We start from the raw sequence: 20419 nt of genomic DNA on the forward strand, positions 1-20419 counted from the left end.
CAGTTACTGCGCGTCGAGTTGCTTGCCCCGGGTTTCCGGCAGGCTCAGCGCCGCCAGAATCACCACGCCGTAGGACACCGCCGCGAAGGCACCGATGCCCATGCTCAGCGGGACTTTCTGGCTGAGCAGGCCGATCAGCAGCGGGAACAACGCCGCCAGCGCGCGGCCGATGTTGTAGCAGAAACCCTGACCCGAGCCGCGAATCCGCGTGGGAAACAACTCAGTGAGAAACGCGCCCATGCCGCTGAAAATCCCCGAGGCGAAGAAGCCCAGCGGAAAGCCCAGCCACAGCATCACGCCATTGCTGACCGGCATCTGCGTGTAGAGCAGAACGATGGTGAACGAGCCGACCGCGAACAAAATGAAATTCTTTTTGCGCCCCAGCAGGTCGGTCAGATAAGCACTGATCACATAACCGACGTAGGAACCGACGATCACCATCGCCAGATAACCGCCAGTGCCGAGCACGCTCAAACCGCGTTCGTTCTTGAGAAAAGTCGGCAGCCAGGAGGTGATTGCGTAGTAACCGCCCAGCGCACCGGTCGTCAGCAAGGACGCGCGAAAGGTGGTGAAGAGCATGCCGGGGGCAAAGATCTCGTAGAACTTCGCCGGATTCTCTGGCGTTTGCGCGGCTTTGGCTTCGCGATAGATTTCCGGATCTTTCACCAAGCGGCGGACAAAAATCACGAATATTGCCGGCACGATGCCGAGGATGAACAGCGCCCGCCAGGCATCCTCCGGTGGCAACAGCGAAAACAGCACAGCATAGAGAATCGCCGTCAGGCCCCAGCCCAACGCCCAACCGGACTGCACCATGCCCACCGCTTTGCCGCGGTCTTTGGCGCGGATCACCTCGCCGATCAACACTGCGCCAGCGGTCCATTCACCGCCGAAACCAAAGCCCATCAAGGTACGGGCGATCAGCAGTTGCTCGTAGTTTTGCGCGAAACCGCACAGGAAGGTGAAGAAGGCGAACCACAGCACCGTCAGTTGCAGGGTGCGCACGCGGCCGATGCGGTCGGAGAGAATCCCGGCGACCCAGCCGCCAATCGCCGAGGCGATCAAGGTGCTGGTGTGGATCAGCCCCGCTTCGCCCGTGGTGATGCCCCACATCGCAATCAATGTCGGCACGACGAAGCTGAGCATCTGCGTGTCCATGCCGTCCAGACCGTAGCCGATCTTGCAGCTCCAGAACGTGCGGCGCTCCTGCTGGTTGATGTTGCGATACCAGTCGAACGGCCCGGGACGCGCCGCTGGCTTGGATAAAGGAAGGGTGTCGGGAGCACTCATGGCAAATCTCCGCAGGGCTTTTATTGGTCTTGTTCGAAGCTCCGACGACGCCTATCGTGGGAACCGGATGCGCCGATTTTTCGCCGCCCAGCCCTGTGCCGTCCAACGAATAAAAACCCGCCTTAGGCATAAGAAAAATTTGTCAGCCGAGCCTTGCCCATGAACCTGAAGTTTCTCGAGACCTTTGTCTGGGTCGCGCGCCTGAAGAGTTTTCGCCTGACCGCCGACAAGCTGTTCACCACCCAGGCATCGATTTCCAGCCGCATCGCAGTGCTTGAAGGTGAGCTCAAGGTGAAGCTGTTCCTGCGCGATTCACGCGGTGTCAGCCTGACCCCGGAAGGCCTGAAAGTGCTCGACTATGCCGAGCAGATGCTCGACACCATGGCGGCGCTGAAACAGTCGATCGAGACCCGTTCGAGCAAGGTCGGGCGGGTGCGCATCGGTGTCATGGACACGGTCATCCATACCTGGCTGAGCCCGTTGGTGGCGCAGATGACAGACGCGTACCCACGGGTGGAAATCGAATTGGTGGCAGACACTGCGCTGAACCTCTGTGATCAGCTGCAAAAAGGCTTTCTCGACATCATTCTGCAGACCGATCTGATCCGCCATGAAAGCGTGCGCAGCCTGGAACTGGCGAGCCATCCGCTGGGCTGGATCGTCGCGAGCAATTCGATCTACAACCGCGACTACACCGACCTCGCCGAACTGGCGCAGGAGCGGATCATCACCTATTCGAAAAACTCACGACCGCATCAGGATATCGTCGCGCTGATGCAGGCCAGCGGCGTGCTGGCGCCCCGCTTGAATTGCGTGAATTCGGTGTCGGCGATCACCCGATTATTGCGTGACGGCTTTGGCATCGGCGCCCTGCCGCCGGTACTGGTAGCCGAGGAGCTGGCGCGCGGCGACTTGACCTTGCTCGACATCGGGCAGCGACCGGCGAATCTGCCGGTGGTGGTGTCGTGGCGGGTCGGGGTTGAGTGGGTCGAGGAGGTAGTGACGTTGTGTCAGCAGGTGCTGGCGGGGTATGCAGATAAAGTGGGCGACAGTTACATTGTCTTGAACGCCTGAAAAGCAGAAGATCGCAGCCTTCGGCAGCTCCGACAGGGGTGGTGCAGGAGCTGCCGAAGGCTGCGATCTTTTGATCTTCGGTTTACAAACCGCGCACGTCGCGATCTTCGATCGGTCGGCTCTGGCGCAGGCGGCGACCGCCAAGCACAACCCAGTCGATCAGGCGAAACAGGCATTCGATGCCGAAAGACAGCAGCAACGCGCCGCTCATGCCCCAGATCATTGCCTCTGGCGTCAGCAGAATCTGATAGCTGTAGCCGTTCCAGGTTTCCTTGCGAATATCCGGATCAGCCGCCAGCACCACTTGCAGGAAACGCACATACCACGGCCCTTGCATCGCCTGGAATTGCTTGTCCAGCGCAACCTGACGGGTGAGCAAGGTGTTCAGGCTGTCAGCATCGCTGCGGAAAATCGGGTCTTCGCTGGCACGATAATGCGCGACCAGCGCCTGCATATCGCCCTTGAAAAACTGGTCGGCCGTGCCTTGAAAACCACGCAGACCGGTCTGCGCTTCGATCAGGTGCGCTTCGACACGCTGGGCGTAATCGTTGATGAACCCCGGCACCTGAACACCGATCAACAGGCCCGCCGCAAACAACACCAGCCGTAGATAACTGAGCAACATGGATGCAAATCCTTATTCGGTCTTGCCCTGGCTTACGCATTCGCCGCGTCGCCACAGGCTCCATTGGCCCGGCTCGTAGCGGGACCAGGTTTCATTTTCGGTCAACGGCTCGGTGGCAATCACGGTGACCACATCGTTGGGCGTGGTTTCGGCCTGGAAGTCGACAATCACGTCGACATCCTTGAGTCGCGCCGGGCCGAACGGTGCGCGCCGAGTGATCTGGGCCAGTTTGGTCGAGCAGTAACAGAACAGCCAGTCGCCGTCGCTGAGCAGGCAATTGAACACACCCTTCGTGCGATATTCGGCGCAGGCGGCGACCAGATCCGGCAGCAGCACTTCGATATCGACCGGTTCCGGAAAGGCTGCGCGGACACGGTTGAGCAAATCGCAGAACGCCGCTTCGCTGTCGGTATCGCCGACCGGGCGGTAGAAACTCTTGATTGGGGTGAATTCGGCGAGTTGGCCGTTGTGCGCAAAGCACCAGTTGCGTCCCCACAGTTCGCGGACGAACGGGTGCGTGTTGGACAGGCAGACCTTGCCGACGTTGGCCTGGCGGATATGGCCGATGACCACTTCGCTTTTGATAGGATAACGCTGCACCAGATTGGCCACTTCCGACTCGCTGCTTGCCGCCGGGTCCTGGAACAGGCGCAAGCCGCGGCCTTCGTAAAAAGCGATGCCCCAGCCGTCGCGGTGCGGGCCGGTACGACCGCCGCGCTGCATCAGGCCGGTGAAGCTGAACACGATGTCGGTCGGCACGTTGGCACTCATGCCCAGTAATTCACACATGTGCGGACTCTCGGATTACAGACGCGGCTCGACCCGCATGCGCTGCGGATTGTTCGGCACTGGCGGGCGGCCGTAGCGGTCGTCACCGGCGCCGCCGAACGGTTGATCGTCGTCGCGTTCCTCAGCGCGGGCCGCGGTTTTGGCGGCCTCGGCCCGTTCGCGCCGCGCGGTCGCGGCACGCTCGATCGGCAGGCGGATCAACACGAAGACCAGATAAACACCGAACGCGATCATGCCGTACATGAACAGGTCGGAAACCGCGCGCCAGGCGTTGTTGCCAACCTTGAACAGCATGTCCAGTGCGGTAATGGCGATGGCCGGCGCAACTTTGGCTTTCACCGGATCGACGATGGTCGGGCTGAACAGCAACACCGCCATCAGCACACGCAGCGGCTCGCGCAGCCAGCGCCACATCCAGGTGGTCAGGCGCATCCATACCAGCAGGCAGCCTACGGCGGCAAAGGCGTAAACGCCCCAGGCGATCAGATAGTCGTTCTCGGTCATGGTGTCCATGGCAAGGCAGGCAAAGAGGCGCTTATAGTAACGACTTTTCGCCCATGCGGCTTGTCCCAATACCAGACGGCCAGCAGCCGACCCTGTGGAAGCGAGCTTGCTCGCGAAAGCTGTAGGTCATTGCAACAAAGTCATCTGCCACGACGCCTTCGCGAGCAAGCTCGCTCCCACAGGCGTCTGCGGCGGTTTCAAATTGCGCGAAACCTTTATTCGAATATTGTCCGAGAGCCTTCCATGCCCCAATCCGCCCATGTCATGACTGCCCCGATAGCCCACCGGGCGCCCGGCGCCGACCCGTATGCCTGGCTGCAGGAGCGCGATACCGACGCGGTGCTCGACTACCTCAAGGCAGAAAACACTCATCAAGAGGCGCAAACCGCCGACCAGGCCGAGCTGCGTGAAAACCTGTTCAACGAGATCAAGGGCCGGATCCTCGAAACCGACCTGTCCCTGCCCTCGCCTTGGGGCCCTTACCTGTATTACACGCGCACCACTGCCGGCGACGAATACGCCCGGCACTACCGCTGCCCGCGTCCGGCCGACGACAGCCTGACCCTCGATGAAAGCCGCGAGCAACTGCTGCTCGACCCGAACACGCTGGCCAATGGCGGCTTCTTCTCGCTGGGCGCCTTCAGCATCAGCCCCGACCACCAGCGTCTGGCCTACAGCGTCGACACCTCGGGCGACGAGGTCTACACATTGTTCGTCAAGGAGCTTTCCAACGATCGGGTCAGCGAACTGGAATTCGGGGACTGTGACGGCAGCATGACTTGGGCCAACGACAGCCTGACCCTGTTCTTCGGCGTGCTCGACGACACCCACCGCCCGCATAAACTGTTCCGCTATCGCCTCGATGGCACTGCCGCTGAAGAAGTCTTCCACGAGCCGGACGGGCGCTTCTTCCTGCATTGCTACCGCGCCAGCTCCGAACAGCAATTGCTGCTGTCGCTGGGCAGCAAGACCACCAGCGAAGTCTGGGCGCTGGACGCCAATCAGCCGCATCTGCCGTTCACCTGCCTGGCGCCACGGGTCGAAGATCACGAATACGACGTCGACCACGGCCTGCTCGATGGCGTCTGGACCTGGTTCATCCGCACCAACCGCGACGGCATCAATTTCGCCCTGTATCAGGCCCCGGACACCGGCGTGCCGCCGAGCGAGGCCGACTGGCAGAACCTGATCGCGCACAACGAAGACGTGATGCTCGACGGTGTCAGCCTCAATACCGAGGCGATGACCCTGAGCCTGCGCGAAGGCGGCTTGCCGATCATCGAGGTTCACCCCCAGGGCCAGGCGTCGTACCGCGTGCAATTGCCCGATGCGGCCTACAGCCTCCATGTGCAAAACAGCCTGGAGTTCGAGAGCGACCGCATTCGTCTGCGCTACGAAGCATTGAATCGCCCGGCCCAGGTGCGCCAGTTGATTCTCGCCACGGGCGAGCAAACGGTGCTCAAGGAAACCCCGGTGCTCGGCCCGTTCGATGCCGACGCCTACGTCAGCCAGCGCCTGTGGGCCACCGCCCCGGACGGCACGCAGGTGCCGATCAGTCTGGTGATGAAGCGCGAGATGGTCGGCAAACCAGTGCCGCTGTATCTGTACGGTTACGGCGCCTACGGTTCCAGCCTTGATCCGTGGTTTTCCCATGCACGCCTGAGCCTGCTCGATCGCGGCATGGCATTCGCCATCGCCCACGTACGCGGCGGCGGTGAACTGGGCGAGGCCTGGTATCGCGCCGGCAAGCAGGAATACAAACACAACACCTTCAGCGACTTCATCGCCTGCGCCGAGTTTCTGATCCTCAACGGCATCACCACGGCGCAGAAACTGGCGATCAGCGGCGGCAGCGCTGGCGGGCTACTGATCGGCGCAGTGCTCAACCAGCGCCCGGATCTGTTCGGCGTCGCGATCGCCGAGGTACCGTTCGTCGACGTGCTCAACACCATGCTCGACCCCGAACTGCCGCTGACCGTCACCGAATACGACGAATGGGGCAACCCGCAAGAACCGGACGTCTATGATCGGATCAAGGCTTACGCGCCCTACGAAAACGTCACCGCGCAGGCTTATCCGCCGCTGTTGGTGATCGCCGGTTACAACGACAGCCGTGTGCAGTATTGGGAAGCGGCCAAGTGGGTGGCGAAATTGCGCGCGAGCAAGACTGACGACAATATGCTGCTGCTCAAGACCGAACTGGGCGCCGGACACGGTGGCATGAGCGGGCGCTATCAGGGATTACGTGACGTAGCGCTCGAATATGCATTTGTGTTCAAGGTTTTGGGCATTGCCTGAGGAACTCTGTGGGTGGCCTGGGTCTTAACAGCAGACCCAAAGCCTTCACCGATTCCCTGTGTAGGAGCTGCCGAAGGCTGCGATCTTTTGATCCTGGTTTTGAAGGACAAGATCAAAAGATCGCAGCCTTCGGCAGCTCCTACACAGGGACCGCGTGCCCCCTGGAAACAGTGATAACAAAAAGACCGCACCGACATGTCAGAACCGACCTTCCTGAACAACGAAATCCGCGACTGGCTGATGGACTGTGGCCTGTTCGATCAATTGCAACTGGCCGATTTCGCGGCCGCTTCCGGCTACTTCAGCATCAGCACCGTGGCTGAAGGCGAGGCGATTTTCCGCGAGGGCGATGCGGGCAGTTTCATGTGCATCATCCACACCGGTCAGGTCGCCGTGCAGAAAACCGGCGCCGACGGCCAGGTGATCACCATGGCCACCCTGCGCAGCGGCCGTGCCTTCGGTGAAATGGCTGTGCTCGATGGCGAGCGTCGTTCGGCCACCTGTATCGCGGCGAGCCATTGTCAGTTGCTCAATCTGGGCAAGGACTCGCTGGAAAAAATGCTCAACGACGCACCGAAAATCGCCGCGAAGATCATCCGCGCCCTCGCCGTCTCGCTGTCCAAACGTCTGCGCATGGCCGACGGCCAACTCGCCGCGCAACAGGTTTAACCACCGGGGGATTTGACCTTGTTGCCGTTCGGCTCGATGCCCGGCACCGGTTGATCCTTGCTCGGCGGGCTGGGCATTTCGATCGGCACCAGCGGCGGGCTGCCGCTGCCGGCGCCCGACTTGGGCAAGGTGATTGGAGTGATCTGCGGATACGGCGTCGGCGTCGCGGTGCCGGGCGAGCCAGGTTGCGGCGTCGGGCTGACCGGAACGCTCTGCTGGGCCTGAACTGCAGTAATCGCGAGCGCGGCCAGGGTAATGACCGTTAGAATGGTGCGCTTCATCAAGGGCTCCGTTTGGCCTTTAGTCTGTGCTCAGGCTACTCCCAACGCGTCTGCTTGCCTTCCCCCCTGTAGAGATTTCCATGAAACGTTTCGTTCTGCTCGACACCACCCCGATCCCTGAAAACGGCGGTGCCCTGTGCCTGTTCGAGTATGGCGAGGACTTCGTCATCAAGATTCAGGGCGGCGATGGCGGGCAGTTGATGAACACGCGCATGCACGGTTCCGAAGACGCACTGGCCGAGATTCCCTGCCGCAAGGTCGCCGGCCGGCCGAATTCGCGGGTGTTGATCGGCGGCCTGGGCATGGGCTTCACCCTCGCTTCGGCACTCAAGCATTTGGGCAAGTCGGCCGAAGTGGTGGTCGCTGAGCTGGTGCCCGGCGTGGTCGAGTGGAACCGCGGCGCCCTCGGGGAGAAGTCCGGGCGGCCGTTGCTAGATCCGCGCACGGTGATCCGCATGGAAGACGTGGCCAATGTGCTGCAAAGCGAGCCGAACGGTTTCGACTCGATCATGCTCGACGTCGACAACGGCCCCGAAGGCCTGACCCAGAAGGCCAACAGCTGGCTGTATTGCGCCGCAGGCCTGAATGCCTGCGCCAAGGCGCTGCGTCCCAAAGGCGTACTGGCCGTGTGGTCGGCCAGCGCCGACCGGCAGTTTTCCGACAAATTGAAGAAGGCCGGCTTCAAGGCCGAAGAAGTCCAGGTCTTCGCCCACGGCAACAAGGGCACCCGCCACACGATCTGGATTGCCGAGAAGCTCAAGGGCTGAGCTAAACTCTGCGCATAACCGTCATCAGTCTTTCTGCAAAGGTGAACCCATGAGTTCGTCCACCCCCACCAACACGTCGAAGCTGGACCGCATCCTCGCCGACAACCAGCGCGACAAGGAAATGGGCTACCGCGACAAAGCCCTGAAAATGTACCCGCACGTCTGCGGCCGCTGTGCCCGTGAGTTTTCCGGCAAGCGCCTGAGCGAACTGACCGTGCACCACCGCGACCACAACCACGACAACAACCCGCAGGACGGCTCGAACTGGGAACTGTTGTGCCTGTACTGCCACGACAACGAGCACTCGCGCTACACCGACCAGCAGTATTTCGGCGACGGCTCGCTGAGCACACCGAAGATCGCCAAGGCCACGCACAATCCGTTTGCGGCCCTCGCTGGCCTGATGAAAAAAGAAGATTAAAAGCAAAAGATCGCAGCCTTAAGCAGCTCCTGCACGGTGTACGCCATTGCACTGTAGGAGCGGCCGAAGGCTGCGATCTTTTGATCTTATCCCCGTATAATCGTCGTCTTTTTCCCGAAGGCACCCCGCTCGTGGCAGACAAACGGTACAGCTGCATTGGTTTGTATAACCCCAAATCACCGGAGAACGTCGGTTCGGTGATGCGCGCCGCAGGCTGCTACGGCGTAGCGTCGGTGTTCTACACCGGCAAGCGTTATGAACGCGCCGCCGACTTCGTCACCGACACCAAACGCGTGCACTACGACATTCCATTGATCGGCATCGACGACCTGAAAAAAATCCTCCCGCTCAACTGCGTGCCAGTGGCGGTGGAACTGGTCGAAGGCGCCCGGCCGCTGCCGGAATACACCCACCCCGACCGCGCGCTATACATATTCGGCCCGGAAGACGGCTCGCTGGACAAAGAGATTCGCGACTGGTGCGAAGACGTCGTGTACATCCCCACCACCGGCTGCATGAATCTCGCTGCAACGGTCAATGTCGTGCTCTACGACCGCATGGCCAAAGGCCTGAATACTCGCTCCGGGCCGAAATTCCGCTGAAGCGTTGCACATTCGATGGAACAAGCTGACCGCCACGGCAGTCAGCTTATCTATCAATCGCACCCTGCCTGGAGATAGATCATGAGCGAGCTCAAACGCGTAGAACGCATCGAATCCACCCCGTTCCAGTCCCCTGCGCACAAGAACGTGCACGGCTGGGAGCGCGTCGGCTCGTTGACCGGCGGCGTGCTGATGGTCGGCAAGGGCCTGCGCCGTGGCGGCGTGTTCGGCCTGATTCAAGTGGCGCTCGGCGGTATGGCCGTGGCCCGCGGCATCACCGGCCATTGCTCGGCAAAAAGCCTGTTGGAAAAAGGCCGTCAGGATATGAACAACGTGCGGGCAAAGATCGAACGCGCCGGGGAAGAACTGAGCAAGCTCAAGACCAACGCCGAAGTGGCTACCGAAACGGCAACCGTTACCGGCAATGATTCGCTGGTCTCGCCGAAGGCCGGCGTCTGAGGTTTTAAAGCAGAAGATCGCAGCCTGCGGCAGCTCCTGCACGGAATCACGTTTTCCGTTGTAGGAGCTGCCGAAGGCTTCGATCTTTTGATCTTTACGGGTTCAAGAACCCACCACTTCATCAGCCCGCGCGAAAAATCAGATGATCTTCCCAGTCATCCTCCGGCACGCTGCCTTCGGCGAGCATTCGCCCGGACTGGGAAATCCGCTCATGGTGCACCGCGTCGCGGTCGCCACACACCAGGTGATGCCATAACGGCAGATCCTTGCCTTCGCTGACCAGACGATAACCGCAGGTTGGCGGCAGCCATTTGAATTCTTGCGCCTGACCCGGCGTTAGCTGAATGCAGTCGGGAACGAACTTGATCCGGTTCGGATAATCGCTGCACTGACAGGTTTTCAGATCCAGCAGTTTGCAGGCGATGCGCGTGTAATAGACGCTGTTGTCTTCTTCATCCTCGAGTTTTTGCAGGCAGCACAGACCGCAGCCATCGCACAGCGATTCCCATTCCTCGTGATCGAGTTGATCGAGGGTTTTGCGTTTCCAGAACGGTTCGACAATGGCGGCCATGGCTCAAGCATCAACATCAAGGTGGTGAAAAGGCCGCCAGTCTAGTGCCAGCGGGCGCGGGGGCCAAGCGTTGGCGACTGTCGGTAAATCCACTTGTCAGCCCCAGCGCCGGCCAGTAGGGTTTTGCAGCGAACTTCTACCCAATCCGTTGCAAGGAATCCGTGCATGAGTGCCAACCCTCGCGTTGCCGATTACGCCATTCACCCGCAGTTCACCGAGCGCTGGTCGCCGCGCGCCTTCAGCGGCGAAGCGATCCCTGAAGAAACCCTGCTGAGCTTCTTCGAAGCCGCGCGCTGGGCGCCGTCGGCGTACAACTCGCAACCGTGGCGCTTCCTGTATGCACGTCGCGACACGCCGAACTGGGAACGTTATCTGGGCCTGCTCAACGAATTCAACCGCAGCTGGGCGCAGCACGCTTCGGCGCTGGTGATCGTGATCTCAAAAACCACCTTCGTCGCACCGGGCGCCAGCGAGGAAACACCGGCGCTGTGGAGCACCTTCGACACCGGTTCGGCGTGGGGCCATCTGGCACTGCAAGCAAGCCTCAGCGGCTGGCACACACATGGCATGGCCGGGTTCGATCAGGAATTGACCCGCAAGGAACTCAATATCCCCGAGGGCTACGCCCTGCATGCGGCGGTGGCAGTGGGCAAACTGGGGGACAAGGCAACCCTCGCCGAATACCTGCAAGCCCGCGAAACACCGAGCCCGCGCCGCCCGCTGAGCGAGCTGGTGGCTGAGGGCGATTTCACCTTATAAGCCACCATGCAAAGCACATGTGGGAGCGGGCTTGCTCGCGAAGGCGCCGGTTCAGGCAACATTGATGTCGACTGAACCGGCGCCTTCGCGAGCAAGCCCGCTCCCACAGTGGATGGATGCGAATCAATATCCGCGGGTGAAATCCACTTCCCCACGCAACGCCTCACCCGCCTCATACGCCTTCAGGTTCTGTACAAACAAATCCACCATCAGCGCTGGCGAGGTCGGCGCCGAGCTGTGCCCGGTCAGCAGCAAGCCCCAGGCTGTCCAGAACGGATGGCGTTGCGGCAATGGTTCCTGACGGCAGACGTCGATCACCGCGCCGGCCAGATGCCCTTCCTTCAAAGCTTCAACCAGATCGGCATCGACCACTGCCACACCGCGTCCAGCGTTGATGAACAGTCCGGTCGGTTTGAATTGCTTGAACAACGCCGCGTCGTAGATATCGTGGGTGTGTTCGGTGTTCGGCAGCAGATTGACCACATAATCCACCTCGCCCACCAGTCGCGGCAGATCCGCCAGCGAGCCGACTTCGACAAACGGCGCCTGTTCGCGGGCGCTGCTGGCGATGCCGTACAGCTCGACGCCGAACGGCCGCAGAAATTGCGCGACACTCTGGCCAATGTCGCCGGTGCCGACGATCAGCACCTTGCGCCCGACCAGACTCTGGCCGCTGCGGTTGTCCCACTTGCGCTCGACCTGGCTGACCAGCCGCGCCAGCACTTCGCGCTCATGGCCGAGGATGTAGGTCAAAACGTACTCGGCCATGACCTGACCGAAAATCCCCACGGCGCGGGTCAGGCGATAATCGCGGCGCAGGCCGTCGGCGAGCAACGGCGTGATGCCGGCCCAGGTCGATTGCAGCCATTGCGGTTGATGGCCCTGGCGCAACAGAGTCGCCAGCAGATCCGGCTGGCCCAGCCACACCGGGCAATCGGCGGCCTGACGCGCCAGTTCGGCGGAGTCGCCGCTGGTCAGGACTTCAAGCTCGGGCGCTGCCTGACGCAGCAGGCGGGCGTATATCGCGTGGTCGTGTTCGGCAATCAGAACGCGCATCTTCAAACCTTTCGCAAACCGTGCAGACGGCCACCGGGTTGGGGCCGGCCATCGCGGTAAAAACAGTTCAAGGGTTAACCGAGGCCCAGGACAGGGCCTCGCGGGTCATACCGGGTCGTTGCGTCGCAGCAACTCTTCGGGCAAGTGCTCGATGTACTCGTCCTCGGCCGGTGGCATCTGCAGGTGATAGCCCTGCTTGTCGAGGTTTTCCAGAACCACGGTGATGTCTTCGCTGGCCAGTTTGCGCTCGGGCGACAGCACCAGATCGAAGGAATGCTTCGCTTTGCCGAAAGCCGTCATCAGCGCTTGCGGCACGCGCTCGAGCGCATCGCTCTTGAGCACGTAGAGATACATGCCGCTGCGCTTGGAGCTTTGGTAGATGGAGCAAATACGTTTCAAGGCTGTTCTCCGGCGGTGGCCAGGCTGTCGAGCAGCTTCTGGCCGAGCAATTCGCGGCGCCAGCCACGCAACGAATCGGGCAATTGGTAAGGCCCCTCGGGGAAGCCGCTCTTGACCAGGGCTTCGAGGGTTTTCTTGCGCAGCATCAGCTCCGGGGCGATGCCGAGGCGTTCGGCCTCGGCCTGACCCAACGCACGCAGTTGTTTGATCAACGCAGCGGCTTCGATCGGCAACGGCTCCGGCACTGCCGGCGGCCATTGATCAGGGCTCACACTGCCAGAGCGCTTGATCAGATCAAGCAGAAACTGACCGTCCTGACGCACGGTACGCGGGTGCATGTCTTCAATCTTGCCCAGCGCCGCGAGGTTATCCGGCTGCGTGCGGGCCAAGGGCCACAGCGAGTGTTCACGGACGATGCGGTTGCGCGGCAAGTCGCGGGCGCGGGCTTCTTTTTCGCGCCAGGCGCACAGCTCACGCAGCACGGCCAGTTGCGCACGGGACAGCTTCCACGCCAGTTTCGCTTCGCGATAGACCTCGTACGGATCAGTTTCGCGGCGCAGATTGGCGACCAGTTCGGCGCCATCCTCCAGCACCCAGGCGAACTTGTCGGCGGACAGCTTGGGGCGTAACTCGACGAACACCTCGGCCAGATGCACGGCGTCTTCGGCGGCATAGCTGATCTGGGTTTCGGACAGCGGACGCTGCAACCAGTCGGAGCGGGTTTCGCCCTTGGGCAAGTCGATGCCGAGCACTTCCTGCACCAGACGCGAGTAGCCCATCGAGAAACCGAGGTTCAGGTAAGCGGCGGCCAGCTGCGTGTCGAACAACGGCGCCGGCAGGCTGCCAGTCAGGCGCAACAGCACTTCGAGGTCTTCGCTGCAGGCGTGCAGGACTTTCAGCACCGCCGGGTTTTCCAGCAACGCGGCCAGCGGCTGCCAGGCGTTGATGGTCAGCGGATCGATCAGGTAGGCGCGTTTGCCGTCGCCGATCTGCAACAGGCCGGCAATCGGGTAGAAGGTGTCGACCCGCATGAATTCGGTGTCGAGGGCAACGAACGGCAGCTGCTGCCACTCGGCGCAAAACTGCGCGAGGCTTTCGTTGTCGCGAATCCAGTGAATATCGATAGCCACACGGCTCTCCCTTGAAGAATGGCGCGCAGTATATATCGCCGCCGGCGATTTACGCGCCTTTGCAGGGCAAGAGCTGTAAGGAAATGTCTTGCCTGTCAGCAAGAATAGTCTGACGGCAGAAACAGAAAGGCCCGTCACATCGAGGCGACAGGCCGGAAACGCTTCACTCCTTGGCCAACACGCCGTCGATCACCGCGCCGCGACAGCCGGCAAACATGTCCAAGGCAGGTTGATAGACGCTGCTGCGTACCTCGAGCAGACCCAGCATTGAGTGAAACAGGTTGTCCTGACTCAGCGGTTTGTCTCGGCTCATTTGTAAACAGTGCGTGTCGACCGAGTAAGCCTTCTGATAGTTGTCTGAGAACCATGCCAGCATCGCTACATGCTTCTGCTGCTCGGGCGCCAGCATGTAAGGTGTGCCGTGCAGAAACAGGTTGTACTCGCCCAGCGATTCACCATGATCCGACAGGTAGAGCATGGCGGTATCGACTTTGTCCTGATTGCTGCGCAGCACATCGATCAGGCTCGCCAGCACGTGGTCGGTGTACACCAGCGTGTTGTCGTAACCGTTGACGATACTTTCGCGGCTGCAATTGTTCAGCGCATTACTTTCACAAACCGGGGTGAAGTGTTCGTACTCCTTGGGATAACGCTTGAAGTAATCCGGGCCGTGGCTGCCCATCTGGTGCAAGACCAGCACGGTGTCTTTATCCAGATGATCGATAAAGTTCTGCAAACCTTGCAGGAGGATTTCATCGCGGCATTCGCTGTTGGCGCACAGCGCCGGGTCCTGCAACTTGCTGACATCCTGCACCGTCACGCGATCGCAAGTGCCCTTGCAACCAGACTGATTATCGCGCCAGATCACATCGATGCCGGCGCGCTTGAGAACGTCGAGCAAACCCTCCTCATTCTTCGCCTTGCTGGCGTTGTAATTCTTGCGGCCCATGTTGGAAAACATGCACGGCACCGAGACCGCTGTTTCCGTGCCGCAGGAATGCACATCGGTGAAGGCGATCAGCCCCGCCTCCTTGTTCAGCTGCGGCGTGGTATCACGGTCATAACCGAGAATGCCGAAGTTCTGCGCCCGCGCACTTTCCCCCACCACCAGCACGGTGAGCGATTTGCGCGGCTGAAACTGCAAGTCAGGATTGCGCTGGGCATCTTCGCCGATCTTGATGAACGGCTGCTGCGCCGAGACGACTTGCTCCTGCAGATACCCGATGGAGGCACCGATGTAATTGCTCGGTACCAGCATCAGGCGAATTTCATGGTGATTGCGAAACAGTGACGACAAGCCTTGATAGTTAGCCAATGCCACAACACCGATCACCGCTGCCGAGGCGGCACTGACAATAACCTTGCTGAACAACTCACGGTGCCAGCGCCGATAAATGACCGGCACTTTCCACAGCCACAAACACGGCAAAACGCCGAGCAAGACAATATAAGCAAACAACTTCAACGACAGCAGATCACGAACTTCCGTCACATTGGTTTCGGCAAAGTTGCGAAACATGCCGGCATCGATCATTACGCCATATTGGCTCATGAAATAAGCCACACCGGCACTGACAAAAAACAACAGGGTCAATACTGGCTTAAGCAACGGCCGGAAAGCGAATAACGTCAGGACAATGTTGAATGCGGCCAGGATCATTACACCGAACGCCACGCGCATGGCGATGCCTTTGCCATCGGCGGCGGTGATCTCGAACAGATGCTGCCAAAGCACCAGATTGAAACCGAGCAACAAAAAGGCGCTGGCGAACAACGTCACCCATTCCGGGCGCACGGCTTTTAACTTCAACATGATGAGTGACTGTTCCTGAAAGAAGAGCCTCGTCAATTGTGAAAAATTCATTCACCGAGGCATGACAAACTTTAGGCAGGCCCGGATCAATTTTTCGTGAAAAAGATGCTAATGATTAGTTGGACTCAATTAACAACGTGAAACTTTGCGAGCATTTGAGAATGGTTCAGGTTTTATTCAGCTTCCCGGCTTTTTACCGCTCCCTTGTAGGCGTGAGCGGCGTGTTATCGAGTTTTCAGGTCTGGCCCGGGACTTTTTGATTTGCCCATGCGAGCGACGCCACGCCTAATCATCAGCCTCTGCACTTGAAGGCTTGCTGATGAACCACCCCCGCCCCCCCGTCTGGCTGATGCTCGCAATCGTCCTGGTCGCGCTCAATCTGCGTCCATCCATGGCGGCAGTCGGTCCGCTGCTCTCGGCAATCCGTGGCGATATCCCGTTGAGCTTCAGCCTCGCTTCTCTGCTGACGATGCTGCCAGTGACGGCCATGGGGCTGGCAATGTTTTTCGGTCTGCACATCAGCCAGCGTCTGGGTGAACAACGGACGGTGCTTGTGTCGTTGCTGATCATCGGGCTGGCGACTTTATCGCGGCTGTTCATCGATTCGGCGGCCGAGCTGATCGTCAGCGCGATACTCGCCGGCGTTGGCATAGCCCTGATTCAGGCATTGATGCCGGCGCTGATCAAGTCGCGTTTTGCTGACAACGTGGCGCTGTGTATGGGGGTCTACGTAACGTCGATCATGGGCGGCGCTGCGCTTGCAGCATCGTTGGCGCCGCTGGTAATGATGCAAAGCGGCAGCTGGCGCGCGGGGCTGGCCGTTTGGGCCGGGCTTGCGTTGCTCGCCTTGCTGGTCTGGTGTCTACAGCCCACGCAAGCCATATCAAGGATGACCAGGCGTGAGTCCTTCATCACGCGCCGTCGCGCCTGGTTGCTGGCGATTTTCTTTGGTCTCGGCACAGCGTCCTATACCTGCTGGCCCAGGCTAGAGGCCTCTGGCCACCTTTTAGGCACCGGTACGGTAACGTCGTGTTAGTAAAAGTTTCTGTCCCACATGTATCCGTGAAATGTCCTACAAGGGTTTCTTCTGGAACCATCGTTCCGTTAGGATCGTACGCACACGTTTGCGCGACTTCTGCGCAAGGGGCACAGCGAGACGGAACTCATGCTGAACAGTAATTTGCTTCGCAAGCTCGACATGCAGGACCTGATGGTATTTGTCGCCGTGTACGAGCAGAGCAGCGTCACCGATGTCTCGGAAACCCTGTTCGTCAGCCAGTCCACCGTCAGTTATTGCCTGAAAAAACTGCGCACCAGTTTCGAAGACGAACTGTTCATCAACACTCGCACCGGCATGCGCCCGACTTACAAGGCCTGCAGCATGTACGGGCATGTGCAGAAGATCATCGAAAGCATCAACCTCTGCCACGCCGGCGCCCCGGCCTTCGACCCGAGCCGGCAGGCGGTGACCTTCAACATCTGCGCCCCGGAATATTTCGAGCAATTGATTCTGCCGCGGCTGTTGAAGCGTTTCGACTTCGACGACTTGCCGGTGATGGTCAACATGCACAAGTTTGAAACTGACGTGCCCGCCGAAGAGTTGCGCGACGGCAGCCTCGACCTGGTGATCAGTTTCGGCCCGCACTTTCATCGCCAGCATGCAGATCTGAAATCACGCATGTTGCTTGAAGATGACCTGGTCTGTGTCTTCGACAAACGCGCCACGCCGCTGGAGCCGCGCCTGAGCCTGCAAGCGTTCACCGAGCGTCGACATGTGTTTCCTACGCCATGGACCTCGAGCAGCAACATGGTCGATGGCTGGCTCGCGCGTCAGGCGCAGAAACGCCAGATTGTCGCGCGCTCCAACAGCTACAGTGCCGCGTTGAAGATGATCACCGGTACAGACTTCATCCTCACCCTGCCCCGGCGTATCCAGCGTTTGCTGACCAACGATGCGGTGTTCAATCACTGCGAGGCGCCCAATGGTTTGCCGGGCTTCACCCTCGACATGCAGTGGAGCCAGAACGCCGATCAGGACAGCGCCAACGTCTGGCTGCGCGAGCAGGTGATACAGGTGTGCAGCGAGCTGGAAAGCGTCTGAGCCTCAGATGCCGATCGCGGCTTTGCTGTAGGACTCGCGATCGATGTCCAGCAGTTCGACGCACAGCTGCACTTCGAGGCCGGCCGGCCATTCGCAGAGTTCCTGCAACACCGCCAGCAGACTTTGCGAGAGCTGCTTCTTGATCTCTGCCGAACGCCCGCTGAGCAAGGCCAGCTTCACATGGACGAAGGCGCGCTCGCCCAGCGCCGTGCCGACCTTGAAGTTTTCCACCTTGATCGCTCGGCTCTTGATATCAAACTCCGCGCCGAACTGACCGGAACCGACCAGGGTGTTGTTCAGCCGGATCAGGGCGATGTCGGCGTTCAACTGCGTCAGGTTGGCGGTGTATTCCATGTGCAGGTGTGGCATTGCGGGTCTCCAGTCGATGGGTGCGGGGGCGTACGTATACCACAGTCGGCTCAACGCATTACCTGTAGGAGCTGTCGAGTGAAACGAGGCTGCGAGCTTTTGATTTTGTCTTTTTCACAATCAAGATCAAAAGATCGTCCTATCGCGGCCCGAGCCTTCGGCAGCTCCTACAAGGGATCGTGGTGCTCAGTTGGCCGTTCACTCATGAATGCCTCCAGCCGCGCGCGCAGCCAGCGTTCGGCCGGGTCGCTGTCAACGTGGCTGAGCCAGACCATCGACAGGTCCAGGGTCGGCGTCTTGAACGGGAATGGTTCCTGGAACAGCATCCCTGACGCCGCCATGGCCGCTGCGGTGTAATCCGGCAGGCTGGCAATCAGATCGGTGCCCGCCAGCAGCGCCGGCAATGCGCTGTACTGCGGCACCGACAACACCACCTGCCGCGTGCGCCCCAGTTCCGCCAGCCATTCATCAGCGTAGCCACTGACATTGGCCGTGTGCGAGACCAGCACATGCGGCCGAGCGCAATATTCGTCGAGGGTCAGCGGCGTATCAGAGGCGTCGGCGCGCAGGATGCTTGGCTGGATGTGCCGCAGCAGTTTACGTTTCGCGTTGGCCGGCAGGCCACGGGTCTGGCTGATGCCGACGGTGATATCGCCGGCGGCCAACAGATCAGGAATGCGCCAGTAATCGACATGCTGCACGACGAACACCACACTCGGCGCCTCTTGGCGCAACGCGCGCAAGAGCGGCGGCAGCAGGCCGAATTCGACGTCATCGGACAGACCGATGCGGAAGGTCATGCTGCTGGTGGCGGGATCAAAATCACGGGTCAAGCTCAGCGCCGCCGACAGTGAATCCAGGGCAGGTTTGAGATGGCGGTAAATGTCTTCGGCACGGGCCGTCGGTTCCATGCGATGGCCGACGCGGATGAACAGCGGGTCATTAAGCATCGTGCGCAGACGGTTGAGCGCCGAGCTGATGGTCGGCTGGCCGAGGAACAGCTTCTCTGCCGCGCGGGTCACGTTGCGTTCGAGCATCAGGGTCTCGAACACCACCATCAGGTTGATGTCGGCCTTGCGTAGTTCATTGCGGTTCATCCATTGCCCCTGCTCCCGGAATAGCGGCAGTGTAGAAAGGCCTCAGGCATTGCGTCCATAAACCTTTACGCGGCGGTGCTCGCAGAAACATCCGCGAACGATTGGAAACAAATCCCCAATAGCCAAAAAAGCCCGCTGCGCTAGGCTTGCGTCGATGCGTCACACAGGCTGGCGCACTTATCTATCGCAGGGAGCGAACCGCATGTATTTCGAAATCTACCGACAAATCCGAGGCACCCCGAGCACTGGCAAAGGCCAATGGCGCTGGCGTCTGCGCGCGGGCAACCACGAGACGGTGGCCAGTGGCGAATCGTATGTGAACAAGGCCGATTGCCTGCATGTGATCAGCCTGATCAAAGCCGTCCAGGGCGAGACGCCCGTCAAGGAGATTTGAGCGACCCAGGGCTGGTGCCCTTTTCCACTGGAGAGGGGCGCCGTTTGTCGCGATTCGAAGCGTTTATTTGAATGCTCGTCAGCGCCGTTCATCAAAAGCTGCATGCACTGCAAGTTCTGCTGCCACGCATTGAAGGATTAGAGCCATGTCCCATGAGCATCACTACCTCATCAGCTTCATCGTCGACAATCAGCCGCAAAGCCGCTCGCTGATCCATGATGGCGATACGCTTGAACCTGGCCTGGCTGAAACCCTGCTCAAGACCGCTTTTCCGGAACTCAAAGACGTTTCATTGAGTGACGTCCAGGTACAAAAACGCACGAGGCACGACGAAGGGCACAACACGCCTGGCCACTACCAGCAGCCGTGAGCGGATCGGGGACTGCCACCGTCCATCGAATCTGCCGAGGGTCACAAGCCATGAAATCACTTGCCGCGATTTGTCTCGCATTGGCATTGGGCATCCAGTCGGGTCACGCTGACACGATTGACGCCTTTGTCGAAGAGGCGGCACAGCAGAGCCTGTTCCAGAACAGCAGCTCGCGTGTAGCACTGGAAAAAAGCGCGCTGCCCGAGGTCAGGGAATTTGCCAAACAGATGATCGCCGACCACGAGCGGTTCGATAAACAGATCAGGCAACTGGGGCAAAGCCAGAACATGGCGGTTCCCGCAGAGCCTTCGGTCGCTTCCAAAGCCAAGCAGCTGCGGCTTGAGTCGCGGGACGAGTCTTTCGACCGCATTTACATCGACAGCCAGGCCGAAACCCTTGAGCAAAGGCTGATGCTGTTCAAGAAAGAAGCCATGTCTTCACAAAATCCGCAGCTCAAAGCGTTCGCCGAGGCCGCGTTGCGGGGCATCGAGAAGCAGGCAAAAACTGCACGCGACTTGCAGGAAAAACTCAAGCCCTCCGCCGGCGCGCTGAAATCCGTCACCCCTTGAGCGAACCGGGAA

24 protein-coding genes and 1 pseudogene are annotated in these 20419 nt (G+C 60.1%); 13 read left to right on the plus strand and 12 right to left on the minus strand.

The genetic code is table 11. From position 1 onward, the window contains the following. Nucleotides 1–3 precede the first annotated feature (3 nt). A complete protein-coding gene (locus ACP7D9_RS04220) occupies nucleotides 4–1290 on the minus strand; it encodes an MFS transporter (protein ID WP_312996309.1) in 1287 nt (428 codons plus the stop codon). A 159-nt stretch (nucleotides 1291–1449) separates the two neighbouring features. Here ACP7D9_RS04220 and ACP7D9_RS04225 point away from each other — a divergent pair, with 159 nt between their 5' ends. After that, complete coding sequence (locus ACP7D9_RS04225) at nucleotides 1450–2364, plus strand: LysR family transcriptional regulator (RefSeq protein WP_426155830.1); 915 nt, start codon at nucleotides 1450–1452, stop codon at nucleotides 2362–2364. An 82-nt stretch (nucleotides 2365–2446) separates the two neighbouring features. On the opposite strand, the gene ACP7D9_RS04230 is transcribed toward ACP7D9_RS04225, so the two are convergent. Genes ACP7D9_RS04230 through ACP7D9_RS04240 form a run of 3 tightly spaced genes read right to left on the minus strand, consistent with a single transcriptional unit; the run spans nucleotide 2447 to nucleotide 4291 of the window. Next, a complete protein-coding gene (locus ACP7D9_RS04230; RefSeq protein ID WP_016771223.1) occupies nucleotides 2447–2989 on the minus strand; it encodes a DUF2937 family protein in 543 nt (180 codons plus the stop codon). 12 nt (nucleotides 2990–3001) lie between these two features. Continuing rightward, complete coding sequence (locus tag ACP7D9_RS04235) at nucleotides 3002–3778, minus strand: class II glutamine amidotransferase (protein WP_101158548.1); 777 nt, start codon at nucleotides 3776–3778, stop codon at nucleotides 3002–3004. 15 nt (nucleotides 3779–3793) lie between these two features. Further along, nucleotides 3794–4291 (minus strand): MFS transporter, encoded by a 498-nt coding sequence (locus ACP7D9_RS04240; RefSeq protein ID WP_312996303.1) that lies wholly within the window; start codon nucleotides 4289–4291, stop codon nucleotides 3794–3796. A 234-nt stretch (nucleotides 4292–4525) separates the two neighbouring features. On the opposite strand from ACP7D9_RS04240, the gene ACP7D9_RS04245 reads away from it, so the two are divergent. Further along, nucleotides 4526–6580, plus strand: a complete 2055-nt coding sequence (locus tag ACP7D9_RS04245) for a S9 family peptidase (protein WP_426155833.1) — start codon at nucleotides 4526–4528, stop codon at nucleotides 6578–6580. A gap of 195 nt (nucleotides 6581–6775) precedes the next feature. Then, nucleotides 6776–7249, plus strand: coding sequence for a cyclic nucleotide-binding domain-containing protein (locus ACP7D9_RS04250; protein WP_101158545.1), 474 nt, complete (start codon nucleotides 6776–6778; stop codon nucleotides 7247–7249). On the opposite strand, the gene ACP7D9_RS04255 is transcribed toward ACP7D9_RS04250, so the two are convergent. Continuing rightward, nucleotides 7246–7530 carry a hypothetical protein gene (locus tag ACP7D9_RS04255; RefSeq protein WP_016771228.1) on the minus strand — a complete coding sequence of 95 codons (285 nt, stop codon included), beginning with the start codon at nucleotides 7528–7530 and terminating at the stop codon, nucleotides 7246–7248. The genes ACP7D9_RS04250 and ACP7D9_RS04255 overlap by 4 nt on opposite strands. An 80-nt stretch (nucleotides 7531–7610) precedes the next feature. Here ACP7D9_RS04255 and ACP7D9_RS04260 point away from each other — a divergent pair, with 80 nt between their 5' ends. From ACP7D9_RS04260 to ACP7D9_RS04275, 4 genes are all read left to right on the plus strand, one after another. Further along, nucleotides 7611–8297 carry a spermidine synthase gene (locus tag ACP7D9_RS04260; RefSeq protein WP_426155835.1) on the plus strand — a complete coding sequence of 229 codons (687 nt, stop codon included), beginning with the start codon at nucleotides 7611–7613 and terminating at the stop codon, nucleotides 8295–8297. Between the two features lie 49 nt (nucleotides 8298–8346). Further along, nucleotides 8347–8718: a YajD family HNH nuclease gene (locus tag ACP7D9_RS04265; RefSeq protein ID WP_003222612.1), complete on the plus strand. Its 372-nt coding sequence runs from the start codon at nucleotides 8347–8349 to the stop codon at nucleotides 8716–8718. Between the two features lie 131 nt (nucleotides 8719–8849). Further along, nucleotides 8850–9320 carry an RNA methyltransferase gene (locus ACP7D9_RS04270; protein WP_007911337.1) on the plus strand — a complete coding sequence of 157 codons (471 nt, stop codon included), beginning with the start codon at nucleotides 8850–8852 and terminating at the stop codon, nucleotides 9318–9320. Between the two features lie 81 nt (nucleotides 9321–9401). Further along, nucleotides 9402–9779, plus strand: coding sequence for a YgaP family membrane protein (locus ACP7D9_RS04275; RefSeq protein WP_101158542.1), 378 nt, complete (start codon nucleotides 9402–9404; stop codon nucleotides 9777–9779). A 121-nt stretch (nucleotides 9780–9900) separates the two neighbouring features. Here ACP7D9_RS04275 and ACP7D9_RS04280 read toward each other — a convergent pair whose 3' ends face one another. Then, nucleotides 9901–10350 (minus strand): YcgN family cysteine cluster protein, encoded by a 450-nt coding sequence (locus tag ACP7D9_RS04280; RefSeq protein ID WP_101158541.1) that lies wholly within the window; start codon nucleotides 10348–10350, stop codon nucleotides 9901–9903. A gap of 165 nt (nucleotides 10351–10515) precedes the next feature. Between ACP7D9_RS04280 and ACP7D9_RS04285 the strand changes: the two genes are divergently transcribed. Beyond that, nucleotides 10516–11109: a nitroreductase family protein gene (locus ACP7D9_RS04285; protein WP_101158540.1), complete on the plus strand. Its 594-nt coding sequence runs from the start codon at nucleotides 10516–10518 to the stop codon at nucleotides 11107–11109. Nucleotides 11110–11232: 123 nt separating this feature from the next. On the opposite strand, the gene ACP7D9_RS04290 is transcribed toward ACP7D9_RS04285, so the two are convergent. The 4 genes from ACP7D9_RS04290 to ACP7D9_RS04305 all read right to left on the minus strand — a co-directional run bounded on the left by ACP7D9_RS04290 (nucleotide 11233) and on the right by ACP7D9_RS04305 (nucleotide 15507). Then, on the minus strand, nucleotides 11233–12165 hold the full coding sequence (locus ACP7D9_RS04290) for a D-2-hydroxyacid dehydrogenase (RefSeq protein WP_397478405.1): 933 nt from the start codon (nucleotides 12163–12165) through the stop codon (nucleotides 11233–11235). Nucleotides 12166–12270: 105 nt separating this feature from the next. After that, nucleotides 12271–12564, minus strand: a complete 294-nt coding sequence (locus tag ACP7D9_RS04295; protein ID WP_101158538.1) for a YcgL domain-containing protein — start codon at nucleotides 12562–12564, stop codon at nucleotides 12271–12273. Beyond that, complete coding sequence (gene rnd / locus ACP7D9_RS04300) at nucleotides 12561–13694, minus strand: ribonuclease D (protein WP_426155839.1); 1134 nt, start codon at nucleotides 13692–13694, stop codon at nucleotides 12561–12563. The genes ACP7D9_RS04295 and rnd overlap by 4 nt, the downstream gene beginning before the upstream one ends. A 163-nt stretch (nucleotides 13695–13857) precedes the next feature. Next, nucleotides 13858–15507, minus strand: coding sequence for a phosphoethanolamine transferase (locus tag ACP7D9_RS04305; protein ID WP_426155840.1), 1650 nt, complete (start codon nucleotides 15505–15507; stop codon nucleotides 13858–13860). 319 nt (nucleotides 15508–15826) lie between these two features. Here ACP7D9_RS04305 and ACP7D9_RS04310 point away from each other — a divergent pair. Then, a pseudogene (locus ACP7D9_RS04310) lies at nucleotides 15827–16483 on the plus strand (MFS transporter); the annotation flags it as partial. Between the two features lie 189 nt (nucleotides 16484–16672). Then, on the plus strand, nucleotides 16673–17608 hold the full coding sequence (locus tag ACP7D9_RS04315; protein WP_101158535.1) for a LysR family transcriptional regulator: 936 nt from the start codon (nucleotides 16673–16675) through the stop codon (nucleotides 17606–17608). 3 nt (nucleotides 17609–17611) lie between these two features. Here the strand turns inward: ACP7D9_RS04315 and ACP7D9_RS04320 are convergent, their stop codons facing one another. After that, a complete protein-coding gene (locus ACP7D9_RS04320; RefSeq protein WP_101158534.1) occupies nucleotides 17612–17977 on the minus strand; it encodes a 5-carboxymethyl-2-hydroxymuconate Delta-isomerase in 366 nt (121 codons plus the stop codon). 167 nt (nucleotides 17978–18144) lie between these two features. Then, nucleotides 18145–19074, minus strand: coding sequence for a LysR substrate-binding domain-containing protein (locus tag ACP7D9_RS04325; RefSeq protein WP_426155843.1), 930 nt, complete (start codon nucleotides 19072–19074; stop codon nucleotides 18145–18147). Between the two features lie 202 nt (nucleotides 19075–19276). Between ACP7D9_RS04325 and ACP7D9_RS04330 the strand changes: the two genes are divergently transcribed. The 3 genes from ACP7D9_RS04330 (at nucleotide 19277) to ACP7D9_RS04340 (ending at nucleotide 20407) form a co-directional block, all read left to right on the plus strand. Beyond that, nucleotides 19277–19468: a YegP family protein gene (locus ACP7D9_RS04330; protein WP_101158532.1), complete on the plus strand. Its 192-nt coding sequence runs from the start codon at nucleotides 19277–19279 to the stop codon at nucleotides 19466–19468. A gap of 145 nt (nucleotides 19469–19613) precedes the next feature. Beyond that, complete coding sequence (locus tag ACP7D9_RS04335; protein ID WP_312996267.1) at nucleotides 19614–19838, plus strand: hypothetical protein; 225 nt, start codon at nucleotides 19614–19616, stop codon at nucleotides 19836–19838. Nucleotides 19839–19888: 50 nt separating this feature from the next. Further along, nucleotides 19889–20407: a DUF4142 domain-containing protein gene (locus tag ACP7D9_RS04340; RefSeq protein ID WP_101158530.1), complete on the plus strand. Its 519-nt coding sequence runs from the start codon at nucleotides 19889–19891 to the stop codon at nucleotides 20405–20407. Nucleotides 20408–20419: the final 12 nt, after the last annotated feature.

Origin of the sequence: Pseudomonas sp. TSRC2-2 (assembly GCF_049897785.1) — a bacterium.
GTDB lineage: Bacteria > Pseudomonadota > Gammaproteobacteria > Pseudomonadales > Pseudomonadaceae > Aquipseudomonas.

What these genes read in the sequence shown, in the direction of transcription:
- ACP7D9_RS04220 (WP_312996309.1), bottom strand. Translation starts at nt 1,290, where the DNA reads ATGAGTGCTCCCGACACCCTTCCTTTATCCAAGCCAGCGGCGCGTCCC.
- ACP7D9_RS04225 (WP_426155830.1), top strand. Translation starts at nt 1,450, where the DNA reads ATGAACCTGAAGTTTCTCGAGACCTTTGTCTGGGTCGCGCGCCTGAAG.
- ACP7D9_RS04230 (WP_016771223.1), bottom strand. Translation starts at nt 2,989, where the DNA reads ATGTTGCTCAGTTATCTACGGCTGGTGTTGTTTGCGGCGGGCCTGTTG.
- ACP7D9_RS04235 (WP_101158548.1), bottom strand. Translation starts at nt 3,778, where the DNA reads ATGTGTGAATTACTGGGCATGAGTGCCAACGTGCCGACCGACATCGTG.
- ACP7D9_RS04240 (WP_312996303.1), bottom strand. Translation starts at nt 4,291, where the DNA reads ATGGACACCATGACCGAGAACGACTATCTGATCGCCTGGGGCGTTTAC.
- ACP7D9_RS04245 (WP_426155833.1), top strand. Translation starts at nt 4,526, where the DNA reads ATGCCCCAATCCGCCCATGTCATGACTGCCCCGATAGCCCACCGGGCG.
- ACP7D9_RS04250 (WP_101158545.1), top strand. Translation starts at nt 6,776, where the DNA reads ATGTCAGAACCGACCTTCCTGAACAACGAAATCCGCGACTGGCTGATG.
- ACP7D9_RS04255 (WP_016771228.1), bottom strand. Translation starts at nt 7,530, where the DNA reads ATGAAGCGCACCATTCTAACGGTCATTACCCTGGCCGCGCTCGCGATT.
- ACP7D9_RS04260 (WP_426155835.1), top strand. Translation starts at nt 7,611, where the DNA reads ATGAAACGTTTCGTTCTGCTCGACACCACCCCGATCCCTGAAAACGGC.
- ACP7D9_RS04265 (WP_003222612.1), top strand. Translation starts at nt 8,347, where the DNA reads ATGAGTTCGTCCACCCCCACCAACACGTCGAAGCTGGACCGCATCCTC.
- ACP7D9_RS04275 (WP_101158542.1), top strand. Translation starts at nt 9,402, where the DNA reads ATGAGCGAGCTCAAACGCGTAGAACGCATCGAATCCACCCCGTTCCAG.
- ACP7D9_RS04280 (WP_101158541.1), bottom strand. Translation starts at nt 10,350, where the DNA reads ATGGCCGCCATTGTCGAACCGTTCTGGAAACGCAAAACCCTCGATCAA.
- ACP7D9_RS04285 (WP_101158540.1), top strand. Translation starts at nt 10,516, where the DNA reads ATGAGTGCCAACCCTCGCGTTGCCGATTACGCCATTCACCCGCAGTTC.
- ACP7D9_RS04290 (WP_397478405.1), bottom strand. Translation starts at nt 12,165, where the DNA reads ATGCGCGTTCTGATTGCCGAACACGACCACGCGATATACGCCCGCCTG.
- ACP7D9_RS04305 (WP_426155840.1), bottom strand. Translation starts at nt 15,507, where the DNA reads ATGTTGAAGTTAAAAGCCGTGCGCCCGGAATGGGTGACGTTGTTCGCC.
- ACP7D9_RS04315 (WP_101158535.1), top strand. Translation starts at nt 16,673, where the DNA reads ATGCTGAACAGTAATTTGCTTCGCAAGCTCGACATGCAGGACCTGATG.
- ACP7D9_RS04320 (WP_101158534.1), bottom strand. Translation starts at nt 17,977, where the DNA reads ATGCCACACCTGCACATGGAATACACCGCCAACCTGACGCAGTTGAAC.
- ACP7D9_RS04325 (WP_426155843.1), bottom strand. Translation starts at nt 19,074, where the DNA reads ATGAACCGCAATGAACTACGCAAGGCCGACATCAACCTGATGGTGGTG.
- ACP7D9_RS04330 (WP_101158532.1), top strand. Translation starts at nt 19,277, where the DNA reads ATGTATTTCGAAATCTACCGACAAATCCGAGGCACCCCGAGCACTGGC.
- ACP7D9_RS04335 (WP_312996267.1), top strand. Translation starts at nt 19,614, where the DNA reads ATGTCCCATGAGCATCACTACCTCATCAGCTTCATCGTCGACAATCAG.
- ACP7D9_RS04340 (WP_101158530.1), top strand. Translation starts at nt 19,889, where the DNA reads ATGAAATCACTTGCCGCGATTTGTCTCGCATTGGCATTGGGCATCCAG.